Here is a 21,790-nt window from a genome sequence, read left to right as displayed (position 1 = left end):
CCTCTCCTCCCTGCCAGGGGAGGAGAGGACACCATTTTGAGGAGCGCTAGCCTGAGGCGGCTCCTTTCCGGCGGCCAGGAGTGATCGCGAACACAGCGGTCTCCGGCTGCACCAGGCGCCCGGTTTCCACCAACCGCTTGCAGGTGGACCGCACCGACTCCAATGCGGCTGTCCCCGGCTTGCCCTCGGTCGGCCGGCCGAGCGCCGCAGTGAGCTCCTTCAGATGCAAAGGAACACCGGCCGTGGTCAGCACCTGCTCGATCGCGCGCATCAACTCGCCTGAAGCTGACCGGCGTTGCGGGCCGCTTGCGTTCTCGCTGCGGCGGCCGGGTCGCGGCGGTGTCTCCTCGGCGCCGGCACGTGAGGGCTTACTGCCCTGCCCGCTGGCTGATTCAGCCTCGGCAGGGTTCTCTTCCCCAGCGGGTTCGGCCGGCTGGGGACCCGCCTGGGCGCTGATTTCTGCCAGTGCCACGGAGAGCTGATCGCGGGTGACGAGCGTCCGTGACCTCTCCTCGCGCACGGAATCGAGTTCCTCCTCCAGCTCCTTCTCTCGCCGGGAGAGCTGATCGGCCTTCTCGCTGTAGAAATCGACCGCGACCCGCAGACCCGGCGCTGCGGCTTCCTCGCCCGCGAATCCCATGCGTCCCCCGGCCTCTCTGGCATCTGTGCGCGATGGCAGACATCGTAGGGAACGCCAGACGTGCCAGACACCCAAATGGCAAACAAGATGGGGAAGTTGGTGATGTTGGGCCTTGTGGTGGGGGCAAATGCGTCTCTGTGGTACCCATCCAGCAGAGTTGCCGCTGGTATCGACGCCAGACGGACTCTTCGCGTTCAGTGGGAGAGGGCAATCAAATGCCCAGGCGTTCGCTTCGATCCGGGCCGGGCGGCATTTCCGCCTTCTGGGGCCGAGGGGAGGGCAGTTGCCCTCTGTTCGCTCAGCCTCGTACGACGGAAACCAGCAGTGGCGTACGTACACCGAGGTGGGCAGCGCAGTCGGCGATGGTCGCAGCCAGCCATCCGACCGCGTCGCAGGACCACTCAGCGAGATCGCCTCGCAGAGTCAGGCTGTGCACGGGCGGTCCGTTCCAGAATTCGTCGGCGAACGGCGGGGGCAGGGTGATGTCCTCGCTGGCGCTTTCCGATCCGCTGTGGAGGAATACCTCCTGCTCCAGGTGGTCGAGGCGGCTGGTGAGCTGTTTCGCGACGTCGGGAAGTGCGGGATTGCGTCCGCTGTTGATGCTGACCGTTACCGACGTCTGGGCCTGCGGGTCACGCTCACCGAACCAGTCGCAGGTCTCCAGGGAGGGGACCAGCGCGTTGCGCGGACGTGATGTTGGGTCGAGACCTTGAAGTGGCAGAAGTACCTGCACCGCGGATAGTTGTGCCGCGCCGATGCGTGTGACGGTGTCCTCGGCGCACCGTAGGAACGGTTGCACGGGCAGAGGCCGGTCAATGGCGGGCGTACTGCACTCGACCTGGAACCATGCGAAGGGCTCGGGAGCGGCCTGGTGGGCGTTGCAGCCGGCGTTGTTCATGGCCCACAGCCCCGGCGCTTTGGCCGCGCGTTCGTCCCCTGCGGCGCTGGATCGTTCGTCGAGCCAGCCCATGGCGACCGACCGCTGGTGGAACAGCTGGTAGGCATCGTGCTCGGATTCAGGGTCGCGCCACGGATGAGGGACCAGCTCGCCGTGAAAGGCGGCGAACAGAGGGCCCGCCGTACGGTAACCCGCGGGGTCGATTCCTGGCTGGGTGATGGCCTGGTACTCGGACAACTCATCCCCTCCGTTCGGCCGCGGCTTCCGCCGGCGGGCCCTCGTGTCACAGCGAACTCCGAGACGTGGGGATTGTCCCTCCCGCTGACCGGCGTACACCGGAGCCCGGCGGCTCTCGGGGGCACGCCCGCGTCCGGGGACATGTCGATCACCCGTCCTGCCTTGTCCAAGTAGACAGCCGTGTTGTCGGGGTCCGGCGGAGCAATGCCCGGCTCCGCCTGCGCAGCGGGTACCCGAGGGGTGGGGTCACTCAGCAGACGGCCTTCGTGACCGGATGCACCGGCCGCGGAAACAGATGTGCCACCCACCACCAGGACGGTGAGTACGGCGACGACGGTACGGCGGAGTTTCTGGTCAACGTGATTTTCCCGTTCCGTGAGGACATGCACGGCCGCAACGCGTGGCTGCTGCGGTTCGGGTCAGTCTCTGGCCCTCTGCTTCCGTTCGACCAGAAGTGGGAGGAAGGGTTCCACTTAACGGATGAACGTGTCCCCCGTATGGACGCATTTACGTCCTTGCGGATGCCGGGGCTGTTGGCGACACAGTCGGGGAACGATCACCTGCCTGTCGGGGAGCGATCTACAGAGACGTGCATCGCGGCTGGTCAGATACACCCGTGAACGCCCCACCGCAGCAACTGTTCCTGAGTTCGCTCAGGAAGGGTTCACAAGATCCCGTCCGATCTGATTGATCGGGCGGGATCTTGGCGTTTCCGCTCGCGCCGTAGGCTCGTGGCATGGCGACTGAAGACAGCTCGGGCCCCACTCCCGGGCACTGGCAGGACTGTTCGGACGTGTACGACTTCCTGGACCAGATCCGGCTGCGGCCCGGCATGTGGCTTCCCGGCGGTTCGCTCCCGCACCTGCGGTCCTTGCTCACCGGCTACCGGGCGGCGCTCGCTGTGCACGGCGTCGAGGAGGACTTCGCCTTCTGGCCCGAGGACGACTTCAACCGCTGGTTCCAGGAGCGGCGCGGTATCGCCGGCTCCCTGAGCTGGGCCGTGGAGATCGAACGCGGCACCCCGGAGGGCTCGACCCCGGTCGAGGAGTTCTTCCGGCTCCTGGACGCTTACCGGAGCGAATCGGCCCAGGAGCCGGCACGGGTCGCCCCGTCGAAGCGCCTTCCCGGCATCGAGTACATGGACAACACCTTCGTCACCCTCTTCCGGCGACGACAGCTCCTCACGGATGCCGAACTGCGGCTCGAGGAGCGCGGGTTCCGCGTCGTCCACCTCGCGGCGGGGGAGTGGGCCCGTGAGCGGGACATGCACAGGGCCTTCGCCGCGGCGCTGCGGTTTCCCGACTACTACGGCAACAACCTCGACGCGCTCAACGACTGCCTCGGTGACGTGGCCTGCCACGGCCCCTACGACGACTCACCCGAAGGTACGGGGCTTGTTCTGTCCATCACCGACTACGACCGCTTCGCCGCCGCCTGCCCGCAAGCGGCCCAGAGCGTTCTGGACATCGTCGCCGACCAGGCCCGCCGCGCGGCCGTGCTCCGGCGCCGCTTCTTCTGCCTGGTCCACAGCAACGACCCGGACATCCGGTTCGAACCGGTCGGCGCCATGCCCGTGATGTGGAACCGCGACGAACGGGCCGACGCCGAACGCCGCTGAGAAATGCTTTGCAGCAGCTGAGAAATGCTTTGGAGCATCAGGGCGCCCGGCGGATAGTTGACCGTATGACGCTGACGATTTGGGTCGATGACTGGCAGATGCAGTGCTGCGGGGACACCTTCAGGCCGGGCGACGCCGTCGCGTGGCAGCTGCTGGAAGTCGATCCGGAGGACTACGCCGACATCGTCGGCAGCGATCGTGCGGCGGAGATCGACTTCCGCGAGGAGCATCACGACTCGGGGGAGGAGCAGCCGTTGACGCCTTTGCGGGTGGTGGCCGCCACTGAGGTGCACTGCCGGTACGACGCACCTTCCGGCAGCACGGCCAAAGTGCTGTACCCGGTGCCGGGCTCGACCGAGTTGGTTCCGGTCGTGGAAGCGGACGGATGGGCAACGGCCCGTCCCCACGTCAGGTTCGCCGGCTACCTCGTGACCGCCGAGCGGGCGGCGGACGAGTAGGAGCGCGGCGGTGCTACTCGCAGAAGATGCGCACCTGGCCGCTGGGGTCGTCCACGTCGACGGTGACCTCGTCGAGCTGCTCGACGAGTTCCTCGAGGTGCTCCGGCTTGAGCTCGGTGAGGTCGATCGGCACGCCCGACCTGCGCAGGCCCGTGTTGGCCCGGGTGAGCGCCTGCGGAGGGAGGAGGCTGGCGATCCGGACCCCGGCGCGCAGCAGTTGCAGCGGAACCTGGATGTTGACCCGGCTCGGGCCCTCGCCGGTGCCGTCGTCCTCCGAATTCACCATCACCCGGAGGTACTTGGGCCGGGACTTCGGGCGGGGCGTGGTTCCCCGCTCCGACTCGGGCTGCTGGCGCTGGAGGGCGTCGATCAGCCGCTCCGCCTCGTCCGCGCTGATCTTGCCCTCTGTCAGCATCTGCAGGATCTGGCGACGCTGTTCGTTCATGGCTGTTCTCCCCTGTGAAGTCATCGGAGCCATCGGAGTCATCGAAGTCGAAGTCATCGGAGTCATCTGACGCCCAGCTGGAAGGCTGTCGGTCCCTGCTCGATCTCGAACCTGGTGCCGGGCAGCGCCCACAACAGGCGCCAGGCAGCGGCAAGCGCGCTCACCGGACTCAGCCGGAAGGCGCGGCGGCACGCGATCAGTCCCGCCACCACGGAGATCAGCAGCAGCGGCGACAGCACCACAGCCACCGGCAGGAGCGGGATGTGCAGCCGGCGCCGGTTGCCGTTGGTGCGGCGGTAGCCCACCGTCAGCAGTTGCGGGATCACCGCGGCCGCTCCAGCTCGTCCAGCGCCTCCTGGGCGCTGATCTCGCCGCGCTGGAGGCGGTCGAGGACATCGGCTCCGGCGGGCGCCGGGTCGGTGTCGACGAAGTCGAGCCGTTCCGCGATCCGCTTCAGCCGGGACTTGATCGTCGGGTAGCTCACCCCGAAGATCCGCTCCATCTCCTTGATCGAACCGTGCGACCGCACGAACGCGGCGACGAACACCTGGTCGTCGACAGCCAGCTGTGCCAGCTGCGGCGGCTCGAACTGCCCCTCGACCGCGACATCGCTGTCGGTGAGCCGGACGCGCTCGACCACGAACGGCCGGCCCTGCGTCAGGTCCGTCAGTTCCTGCCAGTCCACCCTCGGCTCCTCTGCACTCGTACGCGCGTGCACTCATCCGTGCATGCGCTCATGTGCAGTTCTATATTGAATTTATTGAGGAGTCAACGCTGAAAAATTAACTTCCTTGAACTCGACTTCAATGATCAAGCCGTCCCGTCCCGCAGCGGCTTCGCGAAGCAGTGGCTGTTGGGGTACATGCGGTAGTGGCCGAACTTCTCGCAGGGCTCGTAGCCGCTGGAGAGGTACAGGGCGATCGCCTCCGGCTGCTTGTCGCCGGTCTCCAGCACCATGCGGACGCGGCCGGCGGCACGGGCGTCGGCCTCCAGCGCGGCCAGGATGCGGCGGGCCAGGCCGTGGCCGCGCCCCTCGGGTATGACGTACATCCGCTTCAGCTCGGCGTCCCCGTCCGAGTACCCCTCGGCGTTGCGCTCCTGCGAGCGCCAGCCGCCGGTGGCGACCGGGCTGTCCGACGCGTCGTAGGCGATCAGGTACAGCCCGTGCGGCGGGTCGAACATCGTGGCGTCCAGCGGTGTGACATCGCCCTCGTCCCCGTAGCGCTCGGCGTATTCGAGCTGCACCCAGTCGTTGAGTTTGACGGCGTCGGGGTGGTCGAAGGCCCGTGTCTGGATATTCATGCGGGCAATCGTACATGTATGCGATGCCTGGATGTCGGTATCGTGCCGGGATGCTCACTGTGACCTCCGTGAATGTAAATGGTCTCCGCGCCGCCGCCAAGAAGGGCTTCGTCGAGTGGCTGGCGCAGACCGACGCCGATGTGATCTGCCTCCAGGAGGTGCGGGCCGAGGCGCAGCAGCTGCCCGAGGACGTACGGGAGCCGGAGGGCTGGCACACCGTCCACGCCCCGGCCGCCGCCAAGGGCCGGGCCGGGGTCTCGCTCTACTCCCGCCGGGCGCCCGAGCGGGTCCAGATCGGGTTCGGCGGCTTCGGGGACGCCGGGGCCGAGGAGTTCGACGCGAGCGGCCGGTACGTCGAGATCGACCTGCCGGGTGTCACGGTCGCGAGCCTGTACCTGCCCTCGGGCGAGGTCGGCACGGAGCGGCAGGAGGAGAAGGAGCGCTTCATGGCGGCCTTCCTCCTTTACCTGGCCGGGCTGAAGGCGCGGGCCGCCGCCGAGGGCCGCGAGGTCGTGGTGTGCGGCGACTGGAACATCGCCCACCAGGAGGCCGACCTCAAGAACTGGAAGGGCAACAAGAAGAACTCCGGCTTCCTCCCCGAGGAGCGGGCCTGGCTGACCCGCGTCTTCGAGGAGGCCGCGTACGTCGACGTCGTACGGGCCCTGCACCCGGACGTCGAGGGCCCGTACTCGTGGTGGTCCTACCGGGGCCGCGCCTTCGACAACGACACGGGCTGGCGGATCGACCTCATCGTCGCCTCGCCTCGCCTGGCGGAGCGTGCGGCGAAGGCGTACGTGGAGAGGGCCGCGAGCCATGCGGAACGGTGGAGTGATCACGCGCCTGTGACTGCCGTTTTCGAACTGTAGGGAGCGGCAGTCGATGGCCCCGTGCGTCCGGCGGGTCAACGGCCGCCCCTGTGCTGGGGGTTCGGCCAAGTCCTCCGGTCTCCGCGTGAAGTGGTGAGGACCGAGGGGTAGGTTGACTCTCCATGCGGTACTTCGGGCTGGACATCCTTGATTTCGCCGACGAGCTCACCGAGGCCTACGTCGAGGTATTCACCGCCCCGCCCTGGGAGCAACGGGACGCCGAGGCGACCGGGGCGGCGTTCCGGGAACGGCTGGAGACGGACGCGCGACGCCCCGGATTCCGCGCCGTCCTGGCCATGTCGGACAGCGGTGAAGTGGAGGGCTTTGTTACGGGGTGGATCACTCAGGACCCGTTCCGTACCGACCGTGCCTACGGGAAGGTGACCAGCCGGATCGGCGCAGACCGAGTGAACGAGCTGCTGATCGGCGCCTTCGAGATCGACGAGCTGGGAGTACGGTCCCACGCCCGCGGCACGGGCCTGGGACGCCGACTGCTGTCTGCCCTCACCGCCACCGGGCGCGGGCCCAGGGGTCGGGCGTGGCTACTGACCTGGAACCAGGCACACGACACGCTTGCCTTCTACCGCCGCATCGGATGGCAGGAGCCCGAGCCCATGCCGGGTAATGAGACGGACATCGTCGTGTTCCTGTCTCCGCGATGATCCTGCGGCGCACACGCACACGCACACGCACACGCACACGCACACGCGCATGGGCGTCGCCCGGAGACCGGTGATCAGGCTTCGCTCAACAACGCGAACTCGGCGGCAAGGATGCCCATCATGACTACATCGTGGTGCCGGCCATCGAAGAACACCTGATCGCGTAGCCGACCCTCCTCGACGAAACCGAGCCGCCGGTGCAATGCCAACGATGCCTCGTTGTGCGCGAAGATCCGCGCCCCGCACTTATGGAAGCGCCGCTCGCAGAACATGAAGCGCAGCAGCATGACCACGGCCTCTGCCGCGTAGCCTTTACCGCGGTGATCAGCGCCGATCGTGACGCCGTACTCGAACCAGCCCGCACGTGGATCGGCGTGGTGCGAGCCGATGGCACCGACCATTTCCCCCGTGTCGACGGATTCGATCGCCAGCTGGAAGCAGTCGCCGTCGGATTTGGCGGCGGCCTGCTCCTTTGCCCAGTCACGGACGCACGCTGCGGAACGCGGCGGGTGCAGCAGGTCGCCCAACCGCTCCTCGTCCTCGGCGAATCGCATGAACCCGGTCCAGTCGTCGGGTTCGATGCCGCGCAGGCGTATCCGTGTGCCGACCCAGAACGATTTCATCCCCTATTTGATCACGCCGCCATGTGCGGTGCTCGGGATGTGACGGTGGTGTACGAGCAGCAGGGGGCGGTCCTCCGCTACTCCGCCCCCTCCGCGTCGCGGCGCAGTCGCCGGTCCAGGGCCATGGAGAGTTCCGCGTCCACCACCGCGCGTGCCAGTGGGCGGAGTTGGGGAGGCTCTTCCTGTGTGCTGTGATCGCGCAGGGTCGAGACGAAGAGGTCCGCCAGGGCGTCCGCGTGTTCGCGGACGCGGCGGCCGGAGGCGAGGACGGTGGCGAGCGGGACGCCCTCCCGTACGAGTTCGGCGGAGACCTCCAGGAGGCGGCGGCTGATGTGCACGATCTCGTCGCCGTCCGTGCCGAGGTAGCCCAGCTCCATCGCGGCCGCCAGGTTCTCCGGGGTCGACTCGGTCTCGAAGTAGTCCGCGAGTTGCTCGGGCGTGAGCCGGACCGGGGTCTCCTCCGTCGGTTCGCCCAGGCCCAGCACCTCGGCCACGTCGCGGCCGCTCTCGAAGGTGCGGGCCAGGTCCGCGATGCCGGTGAGGGTGTGGCCGCGCTCCAGCAGGCCCGTGATCGTGCGCAGCCGGGCGAGGTGGTGGTCGTCGTACCAGGCGATGCGGCCCTCGCGGCGCGGTGGTGAGATCAGGCCGCGCTCGCGGTAGAAGCGCAGGGTCCGGACGGGGATGCCGGCCTCCTTGGCCAGCTCCTCCATGCGGTATTCGCGGTGCTCGTCTCCGTCAGCCACCCCCGCACCCTACCGGCCGCCCCGCTGCGGGGGCCGCTTGTTGTACCGCCGGTAACTTTCCCCTGCCGCACCCCTACCCATCGGTACGGAGCTGCTCTAGTCTCCCAACTGTGCCAGTGATTGCTGGCAGAGTCGTGTGACGTACCGCGGGGAGGCTGCAGCATGGCCCAGCACGAACATGTACGAGTGGCGGTGATCGGATCCGGATTCGGGGGCCTCGGAGCCGCTGTCCGGCTCCGCCGCGAAGGCATCACCGATTTCGTGATCCTGGAACGCGCCGGTTCGGTCGGCGGCACCTGGCGCGACAACAGCTATCCGGGCTGCGCCTGCGACGTACCGTCCCACCTCTACTCGTTCTCGTTCGCCCCCAACCCCGAGTGGCCGCGCACCTTCTCCGGGCAGGAGCACATCCGCGCCTACCTGGAGCACGTCGCGGACACCTTCGGGCTGCGCCCGCACCTCAGGCTCAACCATGAGGTGACGATGATGCGTTGGGACGGCGACGAGCTGCACTGGGTCATCGAGAGCGCGAACGGCACGACCGTCGTGGCCGATGTCGTCGTCTCCGCGACCGGGCCGCTCTCCGACCCGAAGCTGCCCGACATCCCCGGGCTCGCGGACTTCCCCGGCAAGGTCTTCCACTCCGCCCGCTGGGACCACGACGCGGACCTGACCGGCAAGCGCGTCGCGATGATCGGCACCGGCGCCTCCGCGATCCAGATCGTGCCGTCGATCCAGCCGAAGGCCGCGAAGCTCACCCTCTTCCAGCGCACCCCGCCCTGGGTCATGCCGCGCATGGACCGGCAGATCAGCGGCGCCGAGCGCTGGCTGCACCGCACGCTCCCCTTCACCGGCACCGCGCGCCGCGGACTGCTGTGGGGGATAAGGGAGTTGCAGGTCAGCGCCTTCACCAAGCACCCGGACCAGCTGGGCCTGGTCGAGCGGATAGCCAAGTCCAACATGGCCCGCTCCATCAAGGACCCGGCCCTGCGCGCCAAGCTGACGCCCTCGTACCGCATCGGCTGCAAGCGCATCCTGCTCTCCAGCGCGTACTACCCGGCGCTCGCCCAGCCCAACGTGGACGTGGTCGCCTCCGGCCTGAGCGAGGTGCGCGGCTCCACGGTCGTCGCCTCGGACGGTACGGAGGCCGAGGTCGACGCGATCGTCCTCGGCACCGGCTTCCACGTGACGGACATGCCGATAGCCGACCGCGTGGTGGGCGCGGAGGGACACACCCTCGCGGAGTCGTGGAAGGGCGGCATGCAGGCGCTGCGCGGCGCGAGCGCGGCCGGCTTCCCCAACTGGATGACGATCATCGGCCCCAACACGGGCCTCGGGAACTCCTCGATGATCCTGATGATCGAGGCGCAGCTGAACTACATGGCCGACTACCTCCGCCAGCTCGACGTCCTCGGCGGAAAGGTCGCCCTCGACGCGCGCCCCTCCGCCGTCGGAACCTGGAACCGCCGCGTCCAGGAACGGATGAAGCGCACCGTCTGGAACACCGGCGGCTGCACCAGCTGGTACCTGGACGCCAACGGCCGCAACACCACCGTCTGGCCCGGCACCACCGCCGAGTTCCGCAGGGCGACCCGGGCGGTCGACATCGCGGAGTACCAGGTCGTCCGGGTACCCGCGCAGCGGAGTACGGAGAACGCCGTCTCCGAGGAGGTCGCCGGATGAGCCGCCCGCTGCCCGGCCGGAGCACCCGCCCGGTGCCCGCCCGCGAACTCATGGCCGTCTCCGCCGACGGCTCCCGCATCCACATAGAGGTCCACGGACAGAGCGACGCCCCGGCAGTCGTCCTGTCCCACGGCTGGACCTGCAACACCGGCTTCTGGGACGCCCAGATACGGGACCTGGCCGTCGACCACCGCGTCATCGCCTACGACCAGCGCGGCCACGGCACCTCGCCCGCGGTCGGCCCCGCCGGATACACGACCGACGCGCTGGCCGACGACCTCGAAGCGGTGCTCGCCGCCACCCTGGAACCGGGCGAGAAGGCCATACTGGCCGGCCACTCCATGGGCGGCATGACGATGATGGCCGCCGCCCGCCGGACCGGACTCCGCGAGCACGCCGCTGCCATACTGCTGTGCAGCACCGGCAGTTCGCGGCTGATCGCCGAATCACGGGTTGTGCCGATACGAGCCGGTGCGCTGCGGACCCGGCTGACCCGAGCGATCCTCGGCGCCCGCGCACCGCTGGGACCGGTCACTCCGCTGTCCCGCCGCATCCTCAAGTACGCGACGATGGGGGCGGGTTCGGCGCCGGACCGGGTCGACACCTGTGCCCGGATCGTGCACGCCTGCCCCCGCGGACCCAGGTTCGCCTGGGGTCACGTACTCGCGGAGCTCGATCTCGAAGAGGGCGTACGGGAGTTGCGGGTGCCCACCGCGGTGATCGCGGGTACGGAGGACCGGCTGACGCCGCCCGCCCACGCCCGCGCCATCGCGGCGGCGCTCCCCGAATCCCTCGGGCTCACCGAGCTGGCGGGCCTGGGGCACATGACTCCGGTGGAGGCACCGGAAGCGGTAACGGCGAAGATCCGGGAACTCGCGACCGGGTATCTCCCGTTGCGCGATACGGCTGGTGTAGAGGGCAAGGAGGAGGAGGTCGCATGAGCGGCAGGCACAGTCTCGAAGGTCAGGTCGTCGTCGTCACGGGCGCGGCGCGCGGTGTGGGCGAGCTGCTGGCCCGCAAGCTCTCGGCGCGCGGCGCGACGCTCGCGCTGGTCGGCCTGGAGCCGGACGAGCTGAAGAAGGTCTCGGAGCGGCTGCACGGCGACAGCGACCACTGGCACGCGGACGTCACCGACCACGAGACGATGTCCCGGGTCGCCCAGGAGGTCAAGGAGCGCTTCGGCAAGATCGACGTCGTCGTCGCCAACGCGGGCGTCGCCTCGGGCGGCCCGTTCGTCGACTCCGACCCGGTCGCCTGGCGCCGGGTCATCGAGGTCAACCTGATCGGCGGCGCGGTCACCTGCCGGGCGTTCCTGCCGATCCTGATGGAGAGCCGGGGCTACTTCCTCCAGATCGCCTCGCTCGCCGCGATGACACCCGCGCCGATGATGACCGCCTACTGCGCGTCCAAGTCGGGCGTCGAGGCGTTCGCGCACAGCCTGCGCGCGGAGGTCGGCTACCGGGGCGTGAAGGTCGGCGTCGGCTACCTCTCCTGGACCGACACCGACATGGTGCGCGGCGCCGACGAGGACGACGTCATGCGCGAGCTTCGCCAGCGGCTGCCCTGGCCGACGAACCGGACGTACCCGCTCGGCCCGGCCGTCGACCGGATAGTGGCCGGTATCGAGCGCCGCTCGCCGCATGTGTACGCCCAGTGGTGGCTGCGCGGCATGCAGTCGGTACGCGGCTACCTGCCGTCGGTGCTCGGCGTCGGCGGCAGGCGCGAAATGATGCGGTACGGCTCCCGGCTGGACGGCGTCAGCAAGGGCCTTGTCGGTGCGGGAGGCGCCGCTGACCAGGCAGAACGCGCGTCGCACACGTAGCGTCAATGATCGAAATGCGATGCCTGTCCGCTCGTGCAAGTCTGGTCGAGGCCCTTACGGGGCCGTCCCCCACGCACCCCACGAGGAGTGAAACAGCATGGGCATCGCGGACCAGTTCAAGGACAAGGCGAAGGATCTTGCCGACCAGGCGCAGAAGAAGGCGAAGGACGGCAAGGGCGACGGGTCGAACCGGTCGCAGGACGCGTCCGAGCGGGCCTCCGGCGCGTCCGAGCAAGCTCGCGACAAGGCCAGGGGCGCGGCGGACGACGTGCGCGGGCGCTTCGACCGCTGACGGCCGCGCTCGCGTGTGAGCGATGAGTGATGTGTGTTGAGGGGCGCGCCCGATTCGGTTCCGGGCGCGCCCCTCGTGCGTCATTGGCCGGAGAGCGGCTTCTCGGACCGACCGTGACCCCATTCTTATACCGGTATAGTTTGACCGGTATAGTTATTGGACGCACCTGAGAGGTCCCCATGATCGAGATCCTGAACTCCGCACGGCTTGAGCGGGCGAGGGGCACCGGCGCCCTGGTCGGAGACATCCTTCACACGCTGAAGCGACGCAGCGTGGTCGGGACGAACCTGCTGGACATCGACCAGTGGGCCAAGGAGATGATCATCGAGGCGGGAGCGCAGTCCTGCTACGTCGACTACGCGCCTTCCTTCGGACGCGGCCCGTTCGGGCACTACATCTGCACGGCCGTCAACGACGGAGTACTCCACGGGCTCCCGTACAACTACGCGCTGGCGGACGGGGATCTGCTGACGCTCGACCTCGCCGTGGTCAGGGGCGGGGTGGCCGCGGACGCCGCGATCAGCTTCCTGGTGGGCAAGGCCAGGCCGGCGGAGAGCGTGGCGATGATCGAGACGACCGAACGCGCACTCGCCGCCGGCATCGCCGCCGCCAAGCCCGGGGCGCGCATCGGTGACCTCTCCCACGCCATCGGCACGGTCCTCGGCGAGGCGGGCTACCCGATCAACACCGAGTTCGGCGGCCACGGCATCGGCTCGACCATGCACCAGGACCCACACGTCGCGAACACCGGACGGCCCGGCCGCGGATACAAGCTGCGCCCCGGACTGCTGCTCGCCCTGGAGCCGTGGGTCATGGCCGACACCGCCACACTCGTCACCGACGCCGACGGCTGGACCCTGCGCAGCGCGACGGGCTGCCGGACCGCACACAGCGAGCACACCATCGCCATCACCGACAGCGGAGCCGAAATCCTCACCCTGCCGACGGCCTCCTGACGTCGCCGCCCGCGCGTCAGCGCAGTTTCAGTTGTTCGCGAAGGCGCTTCACGTGGGCCTGGACGTCGCGTTCGATGCCGGGCTCCTCGGTGGGCGCCGGATCGGCGGGTTCGCGGCAGGGGCCGCACAAGCCGTCCCGGAACGCTTCGGCCTTGCCGGGTGCGCCGCAGTCGGTGCACTCGACCATCAGGCGGGGGGTTGAGGTGCCGCCCTGCGGTGTGGGGGCTGCGGCGGCGGGCCGGTGGGGCGGGAGCTTGGTGATCAGGCGCTTCCTGACGAAGCCGAGCGGTGAGTCGACGGTCGCGGGCAGCCCTGCGGTGACGGTGTGGATGAGGTAGTCGGCGTCCACACCGCGTGCGAACCATTCGGCGGCCGACTCCTCCAGCTCCCGGCAGTCGTCCTCGGAGAGCCCCAGGCGCTTGTCGGTGGGGCCCAGCCGGGTCAGGGCCAGGTAGGCGGGTGACATGTCTGCCGGGGTGGTGCGCTGTTGGGGTACGACGGGTGCGGGGGCGGGTGCGGGTGCCTCGGGTGTTGCGGGGGCTGCGGGCTCGGCCGGGACCCACGGGGGAGGGGGTGTGACCGGTGCGGGCTGCGGTTGGTGCAGGCGGTGGCCTGCTTCGGCGGTGAGGAAGGTGTTCCACCACTCGTTGTCGCGGGCCGTGCGCGACCAGAAGGTGCGGGTGACCCAGCGGACGTTGTCGCCGTCGCCGACCGCGCACCGGGCCTGGCGCAGGTGTCCGGCCACGCCCAGGGCCCGCAGTGCGCTGCCGACGGCCATCTGCCCGTAGAGGGGCTGGCACTTGGCGAGCGACTTGATGTTCATCGCGGAGCCCTCGGGGAGCTGGTCGACGTATCCGGCGATGTACCGCTCCCGCTCCGGCAGGAACGCGAAGTCGTCGGCGCGGGGAGGGCGCTGGTCCGGGACGGAACGCTTCCCGTAGCCGGGGCTGGCCTTCGGGCAGAGGGCCGGGGTCGGGACTGAGGGCGTCGGCAGGGCGGAGCTAAAGTTCTGGGTAGCCACGAGATCGGGTCGCTTTCATCGATCTTGGGTGAGACCCCGGCCGGTGCGTTCAACACCGCGTCGGGGTCGTTTCGTTGGGGGCACGGTAAGCAGCCGCGACGCTGCGCCGCAAGTCGGTCACAAATAGTCACACTTGCTCGCCGTTACGGGTCAGGGAGGTAGGCAGGTTCTCCCAACCTCTTTCCTTTACCTACCGGTTGTCAGACATCGCTCGAATCTCGGAGCCCGGCTCCCGACCCTCGGGTCCCGAGGTTCGAGACTCGGGCCGCCCCTCCGTCACGTACCCACGAACGAGTGAACAGGCCTTCGACGCTCGGAGCTCGACGCTCGGGGCTCGGTACCCGAGCTTCGAGCCCCGAGGCTCGAACTCGGACTGTGCCCAGCCCAGGTGGCCGACCGGTTGCCGACCCGTAAGGCCACCCTCGGTGCGCAGCTCGCGGAGCCGATGACGGCAGTGCCCTGCACCAGGACATCCTGTGACTGAGCGAGATAGCTGGCCCTTGAGCACGGTGGTTTGCCCCTGTGCGCGATATGTGGCTCGCGAGTAGGCGGGCACAGACACGCTTACGAGGTTGTGCGCGATTGAGGTCGGGGCAAGTTGTCCTGGCAGGTTGTCGGGTGGGTGCTCACCTCTTGGCGGTGCGATCGGAGACCAGGCCGGCCACCGTTCTGCCGCATCTTCCCCGAGACGAACGCGCGCCGTCCTGGTCTGTTCGCCCCGGGGCGGCGCACCCGAACCTCGGTGCCGTCCAACCTCAGTCCCACGCTTAGTGGTCGGCTTCGTAAATCCTTCGGGGGTTGTTTATGTGGTCAGACCGACGGAGGGTCCTGGTGGGTGGCTGGCGTGGTGCCGGTCGAGCCTGGCCAGCAGGTCTTCCAGGGCGGAGGCGGTGAACTTCCACTGGAACGGCTGTGCCGTGGCGTTGTAGTGGCCTTCGAAGCTTCGGAGCCGTCCCTGACCTCGTCGAGGTCGGAAAAGTCGTTGGGCGAGACCACCTTGCGTTGGACGGCGGAGAAGTAGATCGGGCCTTGACCCCGAATCCTGAACACGGGTTATGCGGCTTGTGCCAGCGTAGTTGGTGTGCGGTGGAGGGCGTTCTCGAAGGCGATGGGTGATCGTTGTCCGAGGCGGGAGTGTCGGCGTCGGGTGTTGTAGCGATGGAGCCATCGGAAGGCGTCGAGTCGGGCCTCGCGCTCGGTCGGCCAGCTCTTTCGTCCTTGCAGGGTCTCGCGTTTGAAGGTCGCGTTGAAGGACTCGGCGAGTGCGTTGTCCGCGCTGGACCCGACCGCGCTCATGCTTCGCCGCACCCCTGCTGACCTGCAGGCTTCGGTGAAAATCCTGCTCGTGTACTGAGCTCCGTGGTCGGTGTGCATGATCGATCCGGCGAGGCTGCCGCGGGTTCGGATCGCTGCGGCCAGGGCGTCGGTGACGAGGTCCGCGCGCATGTGGTCGGCGATAGCCCAGCCGGCCAGACGGCGTGATGCGAGGTCGATGACGGTCGCCAGGTAGCAGAACTTCCCGCCCTCGATGGGCAGGTAGGTGATGTCGCCGACGTACTTCGTGTTCGGCTGGCCTGCGGTGAAGTCGCGGCCGATCAGGTCCCGGGCCTTGGCGGCGGCCGGGTCGGGGACAGTGGTGCGGTGCCGGCGGCGCAACCGGACTCCTTCGATCCCGGACGCCCGCATGATCCTGGCGACGCGCTTGTGGTTGACCGCGACACCGTTCTCCTCGCGGAGCTCGGCGGTGATCCTCGGGGCTCCGTAGGTGCCGTCCGATTCCTGGTGCACCGCCCGTATCCGGGCCGCCAGGCGGGCGTCGGCCACCTGCCGGGCGGCCCGGTCCGCAGCCGTCCGGCGCCAGTAGTAGAAGCTCGAGCGGCTCACGCCGAGGATGCTGCAGAGCCGCTTCACGCCGTAACGGCGCTGGAGGTCGGCGACACACTGGAAGCGGTTCACCAGCGCGTCTCCCCGGCGAAATACTTCGCCGCCTTCCGCAGGATCTCCCGTTCCTCCTCCAGCTCACGGACCTTCTTCCGCAAGGCGGCGTTCTCCGCCTCCAGCGGTGCCGGCGGCAGGGACGGTTCCTGCGTCCGCCGTCCTCGGGGACGGCTCACCCCAGCTGCCCGAACCCAGTTCCGCAGCGTCTCCGGGTTGATCCCCAGATCGGCTGCGACCGACCTGATCGTCGCTTCCGGCCGCGACTCGTACAGCGCGACCGCGTCCGCCTTGAACTCCGGCGGATAGTTCTTCATGACCACGAGATGTCCGTTCTCAGATCCTCAGGATCCAGTGTCTCGTGTGTTCAACATCCGGGGTCAAGGCCCATCTCCACCTGGTTCAACCACGAGGCGTGCACGGGGGTGTGGACCAGCGCCGCCTTCGGAAACGCCTCGGTCAACCGGTTGGCGGCCTTCCGGCCGAGATGGGAGGAACCGTTGTCGACGATCCAGAAGACGCGTTTGGCGCTGGCGTAGGGCTCGGTGGTCATGACCTGGGTGACCAGGTTCATGAACGGGACGATGCCGGTGCGGTCCTCACAGCGTCCGAACACGCGGGCGCGGTGGACGTCGTAGGCGGCAAGGTAGGCGAGTGCGCCGCCGCGCCGGTAGGTGTGGTTGACCCGCATTACCCGATCGAAGATGAGGACTTCCAAAGATCGTGGACGGAAGCCAAGCCGGAGGGTGATGCACTCGCGGCAGAAATTGAATTAGCCAAGCAGTATAATCTCGTGCTGGCGTTACAGGTTCCCAGGGGCGTCGGGCACGTTGACCGTATACATTCTCGTCAATTCAAGGACGCCTGTGAGTTTGTGGGCGTCCCGCCTACTCGTCTTTCACTGTGAGGCCGAGGACCTGAGCGAGTGCGGGTGCCAACTCTAGGAGTTGGTAGGTGTTGATCATTGCACCCTTCAAGGCTTCGAGACCGGAAGCGATGTTCAGTCCGTCTGCCCCGCGCAGATCGACCTTCGTCATCTTGGCGTTGTCGAAGTGCGCTCGTTCCAGGGTCGATCCGGGGAAGGAGACGTTGGTGAGCACGGCTCCGCCGAAGTCGACGTCGCGGAGGAGACAGTCCACGAACGAGACATTCTTCAGTTTGGCCAGGCGAGCATTGACCGAGTCGAACTTGCAATTGTAGAAAGTAACGCGGTTCATATGGGAGCCGGACACTTCTGCGCCGGCGAGGACTACTTGGTCACACTCGCTGTCCATCCAGGTGGTCTCTGAGAGGTCCGTGCCCACCATGCGCACGGTGTGCAGCCAGACGTCGTCGAACTGGCAACGCCGATATCGGCCCCGGGTGAAGGTAACCGCAGAGAATGCTGATTCAGTGAACCCAGAACTGCCGCCATCCACATCCTGGAAATCGCAACCCTCGAAGTGCAGCCATTCGTAGGACCCTTCTCTTTCCATCTCTCCGGTGAATGATGTGAGGCGATGCAGGTACGGGAGCTCATTGAGATCGCGGGGTTTACGGGCTCGCATCAGGTCTCTCCATAATATGGGCGCTTCAGTATCACGGGGCAGGCGAGACTTACGTGATCGCCGCGTTGAGGCGCCTCGGGGTGGAAGCGCAGTCCCATGCCTATCGCGACTCGCGGCGCTCTGCCCAATCACCAAGATCCGGAAATCTGTCGGCCAAATAGACGGCATCACTCGGAGCGCGCGAGAATATAACTGAACAAATGCCACATAAGGCATCGACCCCACGCGACCTGGCCTGCAAGGCAGGGATACCGTGCGCGTCTGCGAAAGCGCCTCGATGTATCCAACTAGCTCTGCCCTAGGGGCGCTTGCTCGACTCACTGTCGACGGTCGGGGGTGCCACATCCCTCGGAGGCGAGTTCCCTGAAACTCATTTTGCGCTCGACATTCCGATCGCCCGATCCCGCCGCCTGTCTCACAATCGTTCTGGGTGAACATTGCTGCCCGTACGAGGCGACGACGTGTTCGCCGGGCCGATGGGCATGGAGGTGGATTGTCTGCACCTCCTGTTTCACGGATTCCTTGCTGGCACGCCCCCCCGCCCAGCGATGTGGCCCTTCGCTACGGGTGTGGGCATCGATCGGCCGGACTCGGGACAGAGAAGGCTTCACCCTCACTGAGCCCACCGCCTGCGAGCCCTGACGTGAGCCTGCACCCTTCACTCGCATGCCGGGCCTGTGAACCAGGCCCGGCATGCGGCCTGACTGAATGTCAATCCCCGCAGGATTTACGACCTCGACCACTTAGAAACTGTCGAGCGCGCCCACGGCCGCACAGATGTGGCCCGGCCCCCCGACCGCCTCCGGCGCACCACCAGGAGAGCAGCCCCTCCACGTCGCGCATATGCATGCCCAGGTCGTGTTCGACGCACAGGGGCCACGCCTGCCACAGACGCTCAGCGACGGTGTCCTGCGCGGCGTCGGCGACGATCGCCAAGGCATGAGCAGAGTCCTCTGGCGTCTTCGGGTACAGATGACTGCCGTGCCACTCGCCGTTGGCCAGGGCAACGTAGACATACTCCGGCTCGCCCGCCTCGTAGGAAGGCTGGGCCAGCAGTTGCAGAGGTCCCTGCTCAGGAAGAGTCACGGCCAAGTCCTGGTTGAGGACCGCGAGAGCCTCGTCCCACAAGGGGTACTCGCCTCGCGAGACCCGACGGACTTCGGCTTGATGATCCGGATCGCCACCGACCCCCACCATCGACACCGCGCGGACGCTCTCGGCGGTCTCGCCGCCCCGGCCCGCGCCCGTTACTTCGGTGTCGCCTCCCGCGACGACCTCCTCCTTCACCGCTCCGGCCCCCAGCACGACGGCTACGACGACTACGGCGTCGAGGTGACCGGCTACCCGGCAGGCTGGTCGGTGGCCGCCGCCCGAGCCGCGATCACCACCGGGGCCCCCGTGCTCCTGCCTCTCCTCGACGGCTCCGACCCGACCACGCGCATCGACGCCTCATACGCTCTCGCCACCGCGGCCGACCCTGGACACACGGTCCGAAGCGCCTTCGCTACCCGGTTCGCCAAGGAGCAGGACTCCATGGTCCGGGCCGCCTTGGTTCTCGCCACCGCAGAGACCACACGTGCCCACCCGCACCAGCCGGCCACCGCATGGATCCGCGAGCTGTGGCAGGACCGGGCACAGGCCCCCGAAGTCCGCCTTGCCGCCGCGATCGGCTGGCTCTGCCTCACCGATGAACCCGCCCCCGACACTTTGCGCGCGACCGTCGAAGCCCTGGCCTCGGCAGAACGCGCCCGTGCCATGAACGTCCTGCCCTGGATGGCTGCCGCCGGTGGCAGCGAGCCGGGACTCCTGCGCTGCGTCCGCCGCATGCTCTACCCGGAAGAGCCAGAACCGTCCGGCGACCCCTGGGCCTGACTGCCCTGAGCGACGAGCGGCTGGCCCTCAACCACGTCGCCCGGCACGACAGGCCCTCCAGGGCCTGCCCGGCGCACCCTCTAGCCCAGCAGTCCGAGCAGCCGTCCCACCGCCTCCGCTGCGGGCCGTCCCACCTCGCCGACCGTGGCCGCGATCTGCGCGACGGATGCCAGGACCATGCCGCGCTCCCGCAGGGCGCTCCGGTCGGGGGTGAGCTCGGGCAGCGCGCCCTCGACGGTCCGGGCCTGGTCCGGGGCGAGGTGCGGGCGCAGCTCACGCAGGACGCGGGTGAGGTCCTCGACAGCGGCCCGGAGCTCAACGTCCTCTGCGGCACCGCCGACAGTGCCGTAGTTGATGCCGATGTTCTCGCGGCCGCCGTTCATGTTGACCACGGGTCCGTAGTAGTTCGACGAATCGCTCACAGTTTGAACCCCGTGTTCCCCCGGCCGTTGGTCATGTTGACGACTGGGCCGTAGTTGTTCGTGCTGTTGTTGAACTGCCGGACGATCGCCGTGAACTCGGCTTCCGGGTGGTCGATCGCGTACACGATCTGTCCGGCGATCTCGCGCAGCTCGTCCATGCTGGGCAGGGTCACGACCACCCTGGAGCCGCTGTTCATCTCGACGACCAGCACCGGCTTCGCCGACGCGATCAGTTCCTTGATGACGACGAACACGCAGATCGCGACGACGATGAGCACGAGGCCGCTGTTCCCGTTCTGCTCGACGTCGCCCGCGTTCGCGTAGTTGATCGCGGCATAGACGATGACGGCGAGGACCAGCCACTGTACGAGGCGGCTGAACGCCCTGCCCCAGTCGTGGTTGAGCCTGAACGCGTCGACCCAGGTGACGTTGTGCAGCGGTACGGCCGCCGAGCCCACCCACAGCGTCCGGCGGCTGACCCGGAGGACCAGCGGGTCCCCCTTACGGCGGGGCTGATCGCCGCTTCCGGGGTTCTGCAGGCGTCCGGGCACCGCAGAGCCTGGCTGGACGGGCCGTCCCTGCGGCGGCAGCGGGGGAGCCTTCGGCCTTGGGGGCGATGTGGGTGGCGGCTCGGGCGGTGGCGCCCCGACTGTTCCGGTGTCGTCCATGGCTCCCCCGTGTGGCTGTCAGTCGCACCCGCATCCCGCAGGAGCACCATTAAGCGCCAAGGGATGGTTGTGAGGCAGGCAAGAAGAAGCCAAATCGCCAGGTTTTGGCTGGTAGTTGAGCTTTCGGCTAGCTGTCCTGACGCCGATCACGTAGTCATTCGCGGACCAAGACCCGCCCAAGGGCCTGTCGTCGACGAGCGCATAGCTGTTCCGCGGGTTGCGGTATCCGACCGGCCCCCGCCCGGAACCCTCGGGAGAACCGGTCGTGTGCTGTCGCGCGTCCTGTTCTACGGTGCCTTTAGTCACCGACGACGGGGGAGAGTCATGGGCCGGGCAGGAGCAGTGCTCGCGGGGCGGATTGTCGGGATCGTTCCGGAAGCGTTCGCCGTCGATGCTGGTGAGAGAGCAGAGGGGGCGGGCCGATGAGCGGCGACGGGGCGGATCTGCATCTCGACAAGGAGTCCGTCACCAAGTTCACCAAGGGTCTGAACTCGACGATCGATGAGCTGGGTGATCTGGGTGGTGCGACGGGTTCGGTGATGGGCAAGGGTTTCTCGTCGTTGGCGATCACGGGGATGGAGGCCGGTCATCACGGGGTGTCGGTCGACTTCGAGGACTTCTGCGAGCGCTGGGAGTGGGGGGTGCGCGCCCTGGTGCGGGATGCCAGTGGGCTCGCGAACCGGCTCGGCCTGGCGGCGGGCACCCAGTGGGAGAACGACCAGTACATCGCGGGCACGCTCAAGGTCGGCGCGAATGCCGTGTTCGGCGGGAACCCGCACGCGAGTGAGGAGGAGATCGCCAAGCAGAACTGGGGCGACATCTTCACGCCGGACTACCTGGACCCGGACTTCAGCCCGGAGTCGTTCGAGAAGGCCGGCCAGGACATGGGCCAGACCTGGAAGGACACCGGCCGCACCGTCCTGACCGAGGGCCACGGCGGACGGCAGTCCGACCTGTTCAACAACGCGCTCGGTATCTCCGACGACCAGTTCAACCAGAGCCTGGACGACACGTTCGGGCCGTCGCCGGAGGAACGCGCCCAGCAGGCGCAGCAGCAGGGCGAGTCGGGGGAGTAACTGA

Annotated in this window: 26 protein-coding genes and 1 pseudogene; 11 read left to right on the top strand and 16 right to left on the bottom strand. The window is 68.0% G+C overall.

The window, feature by feature from the left end:
* Nucleotides 1-46: 46 nt before the first annotated feature.
* Together OG892_RS15965 and OG892_RS15960 are read right to left on the bottom strand one after the other, a co-directional pair.
* The gene (locus tag OG892_RS15965) at nt 47-640 is read right to left on the bottom strand and encodes a hypothetical protein (protein WP_073737288.1); all 594 of its coding nucleotides are present in this window, start codon (nt 638-640) and stop codon (nt 47-49) included.
* Nucleotides 641-938: 298 nt separating this feature from the next.
* Nucleotides 939-1,775, bottom strand: coding sequence for a hypothetical protein (locus OG892_RS15960; protein ID WP_371629503.1), 837 nt, complete (start codon nt 1,773-1,775; stop codon nt 939-941).
* A gap of 736 nt (nt 1,776-2,511) precedes the next feature.
* Here OG892_RS15960 and OG892_RS15955 point away from each other — a divergent pair.
* Complete coding sequence (locus tag OG892_RS15955; protein ID WP_371629502.1) at nt 2,512-3,393, top strand: barstar family protein; 882 nt, start codon at nt 2,512-2,514, stop codon at nt 3,391-3,393.
* A gap of 65 nt (nt 3,394-3,458) precedes the next feature.
* Nucleotides 3,459-3,851 (top strand): DUF6578 domain-containing protein, encoded by a 393-nt coding sequence (locus OG892_RS15950; protein ID WP_371629501.1) that lies wholly within the window; start codon nt 3,459-3,461, stop codon nt 3,849-3,851.
* Between the two features lie 13 nt (nt 3,852-3,864).
* Here the strand turns inward: OG892_RS15950 and OG892_RS15945 are convergent, their stop codons facing one another.
* The 4 genes from OG892_RS15945 to OG892_RS15930 form a co-directional block, all read right to left on the bottom strand.
* Nucleotides 3,865-4,296: a hypothetical protein gene (locus OG892_RS15945; protein WP_073737292.1), complete on the bottom strand. Its 432-nt coding sequence runs from the start codon at nt 4,294-4,296 to the stop codon at nt 3,865-3,867.
* A 62-nt stretch (nt 4,297-4,358) separates the two neighbouring features.
* On the bottom strand, nt 4,359-4,622 hold the full coding sequence (locus tag OG892_RS15940) for a hypothetical protein (protein ID WP_371629500.1): 264 nt from the start codon (nt 4,620-4,622) through the stop codon (nt 4,359-4,361).
* A complete protein-coding gene (locus OG892_RS15935) occupies nt 4,619-4,981 on the bottom strand; it encodes a DUF2089 domain-containing protein (RefSeq protein WP_327337328.1) in 363 nt (120 codons plus the stop codon). The genes OG892_RS15940 and OG892_RS15935 overlap by 4 nt, the downstream gene beginning before the upstream one ends.
* Nucleotides 4,982-5,106: 125 nt before the next feature.
* Nucleotides 5,107-5,598 (bottom strand): GNAT family N-acetyltransferase, encoded by a 492-nt coding sequence (locus OG892_RS15930; RefSeq protein WP_073737294.1) that lies wholly within the window; start codon nt 5,596-5,598, stop codon nt 5,107-5,109.
* Nucleotides 5,599-5,648: 50 nt separating this feature from the next.
* Between OG892_RS15930 and OG892_RS15925 the strand changes: the two genes are divergently transcribed.
* Complete coding sequence (locus OG892_RS15925; protein WP_073737295.1) at nt 5,649-6,464, top strand: exodeoxyribonuclease III; 816 nt, start codon at nt 5,649-5,651, stop codon at nt 6,462-6,464.
* 122 nt (nt 6,465-6,586) lie between these two features.
* Nucleotides 6,587-7,126 (top strand): GNAT family N-acetyltransferase, encoded by a 540-nt coding sequence (locus tag OG892_RS15920; protein ID WP_363222675.1) that lies wholly within the window; start codon nt 6,587-6,589, stop codon nt 7,124-7,126.
* A 74-nt stretch (nt 7,127-7,200) separates the two neighbouring features.
* Here the strand turns inward: OG892_RS15920 and OG892_RS15915 are convergent, their stop codons facing one another.
* The gene (locus tag OG892_RS15915; protein ID WP_073737297.1) at nt 7,201-7,749 is read right to left on the bottom strand and encodes a GNAT family N-acetyltransferase; all 549 of its coding nucleotides are present in this window, start codon (nt 7,747-7,749) and stop codon (nt 7,201-7,203) included.
* Nucleotides 7,750-7,826: 77 nt separating this feature from the next.
* The gene (locus OG892_RS15910) at nt 7,827-8,459 is read right to left on the bottom strand and encodes a MerR family transcriptional regulator (protein ID WP_073737298.1); all 633 of its coding nucleotides are present in this window, start codon (nt 8,457-8,459) and stop codon (nt 7,827-7,829) included.
* Nucleotides 8,460-8,654: 195 nt separating this feature from the next.
* Here OG892_RS15910 and OG892_RS15905 point away from each other — a divergent pair, with 195 nt between their 5' ends.
* The 5 genes from OG892_RS15905 to map all read left to right on the top strand — a co-directional run bounded on the left by OG892_RS15905 (nt 8,655) and on the right by map (nt 13,245).
* Nucleotides 8,655-10,175 (top strand): NAD(P)/FAD-dependent oxidoreductase, encoded by a 1,521-nt coding sequence (locus OG892_RS15905; RefSeq protein WP_327337324.1) that lies wholly within the window; start codon nt 8,655-8,657, stop codon nt 10,173-10,175.
* Entirely contained in the window at nt 10,172-11,116 is a 945-nt protein-coding gene (locus OG892_RS15900) for an alpha/beta fold hydrolase (RefSeq protein WP_371629499.1), read from the top strand. The genes OG892_RS15905 and OG892_RS15900 overlap by 4 nt, the downstream gene beginning before the upstream one ends.
* Entirely contained in the window at nt 11,113-11,997 is an 885-nt protein-coding gene (locus OG892_RS15895; protein ID WP_328866721.1) for an SDR family oxidoreductase, read from the top strand. The genes OG892_RS15900 and OG892_RS15895 overlap by 4 nt, the downstream gene beginning before the upstream one ends.
* A gap of 97 nt (nt 11,998-12,094) precedes the next feature.
* A complete protein-coding gene (locus tag OG892_RS15890; RefSeq protein WP_073737302.1) occupies nt 12,095-12,289 on the top strand; it encodes a hypothetical protein in 195 nt (64 codons plus the stop codon).
* 179 nt (nt 12,290-12,468) lie between these two features.
* A complete protein-coding gene (gene map / locus OG892_RS15885; protein WP_371629498.1) occupies nt 12,469-13,245 on the top strand; it encodes a type I methionyl aminopeptidase in 777 nt (258 codons plus the stop codon).
* A gap of 16 nt (nt 13,246-13,261) precedes the next feature.
* Here map and OG892_RS15880 read toward each other — a convergent pair whose 3' ends face one another.
* The 6 genes and pseudogenes from OG892_RS15880 to OG892_RS15855 form a co-directional block, all read right to left on the bottom strand.
* The gene (locus OG892_RS15880) at nt 13,262-14,266 is read right to left on the bottom strand and encodes a MarR family transcriptional regulator (RefSeq protein ID WP_371629497.1); all 1,005 of its coding nucleotides are present in this window, start codon (nt 14,264-14,266) and stop codon (nt 13,262-13,264) included.
* Nucleotides 14,267-14,932: 666 nt separating this feature from the next.
* Nucleotides 14,933-15,031, bottom strand: a pseudogene (locus OG892_RS15875) (IS5/IS1182 family transposase); the annotation flags it as partial.
* A 288-nt stretch (nt 15,032-15,319) separates the two neighbouring features.
* A protein-coding gene (locus OG892_RS15870) for an IS3 family transposase (RefSeq protein ID WP_371629496.1) occupies nt 15,320-16,524 on the bottom strand; the annotation gives its coding sequence in 2 pieces (ribosomal slippage) (nt 15,320-16,233 and nt 16,233-16,524; 1,206 coding nt in all).
* A gap of 44 nt (nt 16,525-16,568) precedes the next feature.
* Entirely contained in the window at nt 16,569-16,892 is a 324-nt protein-coding gene (locus OG892_RS15865; protein WP_371629495.1) for a transposase, read from the bottom strand.
* Nucleotides 16,893-17,088: 196 nt separating this feature from the next.
* Complete coding sequence (locus tag OG892_RS15860) at nt 17,089-17,748, bottom strand: pentapeptide repeat-containing protein (RefSeq protein WP_371629494.1); 660 nt, start codon at nt 17,746-17,748, stop codon at nt 17,089-17,091.
* Nucleotides 17,749-18,459: 711 nt separating this feature from the next.
* Nucleotides 18,460-18,834, bottom strand: a complete 375-nt coding sequence (locus OG892_RS15855) for a hypothetical protein (protein WP_371629493.1) — start codon at nt 18,832-18,834, stop codon at nt 18,460-18,462.
* An 81-nt stretch (nt 18,835-18,915) separates the two neighbouring features.
* Here OG892_RS15855 and OG892_RS15850 point away from each other — a divergent pair, with 81 nt between their 5' ends.
* Nucleotides 18,916-19,620 carry a hypothetical protein gene (locus tag OG892_RS15850; RefSeq protein WP_371629492.1) on the top strand — a complete coding sequence of 235 codons (705 nt, stop codon included), beginning with the start codon at nt 18,916-18,918 and terminating at the stop codon, nt 19,618-19,620.
* 80 nt (nt 19,621-19,700) lie between these two features.
* Here the strand turns inward: OG892_RS15850 and OG892_RS15845 are convergent, their stop codons facing one another.
* The gene (locus tag OG892_RS15845; protein WP_328866725.1) at nt 19,701-20,042 is read right to left on the bottom strand and encodes a hypothetical protein; all 342 of its coding nucleotides are present in this window, start codon (nt 20,040-20,042) and stop codon (nt 19,701-19,703) included.
* Complete coding sequence (locus OG892_RS15840; RefSeq protein ID WP_371629491.1) at nt 20,039-20,593, bottom strand: DUF6232 family protein; 555 nt, start codon at nt 20,591-20,593, stop codon at nt 20,039-20,041. Before OG892_RS15840 ends, OG892_RS15845 begins: the two co-directional genes overlap by 4 nt.
* A 539-nt stretch (nt 20,594-21,132) precedes the next feature.
* On the opposite strand from OG892_RS15840, the gene OG892_RS15835 reads away from it, so the two are divergent.
* A complete protein-coding gene (locus OG892_RS15835; RefSeq protein ID WP_073737308.1) occupies nt 21,133-21,786 on the top strand; it encodes a hypothetical protein in 654 nt (217 codons plus the stop codon).
* Nucleotides 21,787-21,790: the final 4 nt, after the last annotated feature.

The organism is Streptomyces sp. NBC_00341, assembly GCF_041435055.1.
In the GTDB taxonomy this organism is placed as follows: domain Bacteria; phylum Actinomycetota; class Actinomycetes; order Streptomycetales; family Streptomycetaceae; genus Streptomyces.
This window is presented reverse-complemented; position numbering and strand designations above follow the sequence as displayed.

Excerpts from the sequence above, each read along its gene's own strand:
- OG892_RS15860 (WP_371629494.1), bottom strand. The coding sequence starts at position 17,748 with ATGCGAGCCCGTAAACCCCGCGATCTCAATGAGCTCCCGTACCTGCAT.
- OG892_RS15865 (WP_371629495.1), bottom strand. The coding sequence starts at position 16,892 with ATGCGGGTCAACCACACCTACCGGCGCGGCGGCGCACTCGCCTACCTT.
- OG892_RS15950 (WP_371629501.1), top strand. The coding sequence starts at position 3,459 with ATGACGCTGACGATTTGGGTCGATGACTGGCAGATGCAGTGCTGCGGG.
- OG892_RS15895 (WP_328866721.1), top strand. The coding sequence starts at position 11,113 with ATGAGCGGCAGGCACAGTCTCGAAGGTCAGGTCGTCGTCGTCACGGGC.
- OG892_RS15850 (WP_371629492.1), top strand. The coding sequence starts at position 18,916 with ATGATCCGGATCGCCACCGACCCCCACCATCGACACCGCGCGGACGCT.
- OG892_RS15915 (WP_073737297.1), bottom strand. The coding sequence starts at position 7,749 with ATGAAATCGTTCTGGGTCGGCACACGGATACGCCTGCGCGGCATCGAA.
- OG892_RS15965 (WP_073737288.1), bottom strand. The coding sequence starts at position 640 with ATGGGATTCGCGGGCGAGGAAGCCGCAGCGCCGGGTCTGCGGGTCGCG.
- OG892_RS15930 (WP_073737294.1), bottom strand. The coding sequence starts at position 5,598 with ATGAATATCCAGACACGGGCCTTCGACCACCCCGACGCCGTCAAACTC.
- OG892_RS15945 (WP_073737292.1), bottom strand. The coding sequence starts at position 4,296 with ATGAACGAACAGCGTCGCCAGATCCTGCAGATGCTGACAGAGGGCAAG.
- OG892_RS15900 (WP_371629499.1), top strand. The coding sequence starts at position 10,172 with ATGAGCCGCCCGCTGCCCGGCCGGAGCACCCGCCCGGTGCCCGCCCGC.
- map (WP_371629498.1), top strand. The coding sequence starts at position 12,469 with ATGATCGAGATCCTGAACTCCGCACGGCTTGAGCGGGCGAGGGGCACC.
- OG892_RS15955 (WP_371629502.1), top strand. The coding sequence starts at position 2,512 with ATGGCGACTGAAGACAGCTCGGGCCCCACTCCCGGGCACTGGCAGGAC.
- OG892_RS15905 (WP_327337324.1), top strand. The coding sequence starts at position 8,655 with ATGGCCCAGCACGAACATGTACGAGTGGCGGTGATCGGATCCGGATTC.
- OG892_RS15835 (WP_073737308.1), top strand. The coding sequence starts at position 21,133 with ATGAGCGGCGACGGGGCGGATCTGCATCTCGACAAGGAGTCCGTCACC.
- OG892_RS15910 (WP_073737298.1), bottom strand. The coding sequence starts at position 8,459 with ATGGAGGAGCTGGCCAAGGAGGCCGGCATCCCCGTCCGGACCCTGCGC.
- OG892_RS15920 (WP_363222675.1), top strand. The coding sequence starts at position 6,587 with ATGCGGTACTTCGGGCTGGACATCCTTGATTTCGCCGACGAGCTCACC.
- OG892_RS15925 (WP_073737295.1), top strand. The coding sequence starts at position 5,649 with ATGCTCACTGTGACCTCCGTGAATGTAAATGGTCTCCGCGCCGCCGCC.
- OG892_RS15890 (WP_073737302.1), top strand. The coding sequence starts at position 12,095 with ATGGGCATCGCGGACCAGTTCAAGGACAAGGCGAAGGATCTTGCCGAC.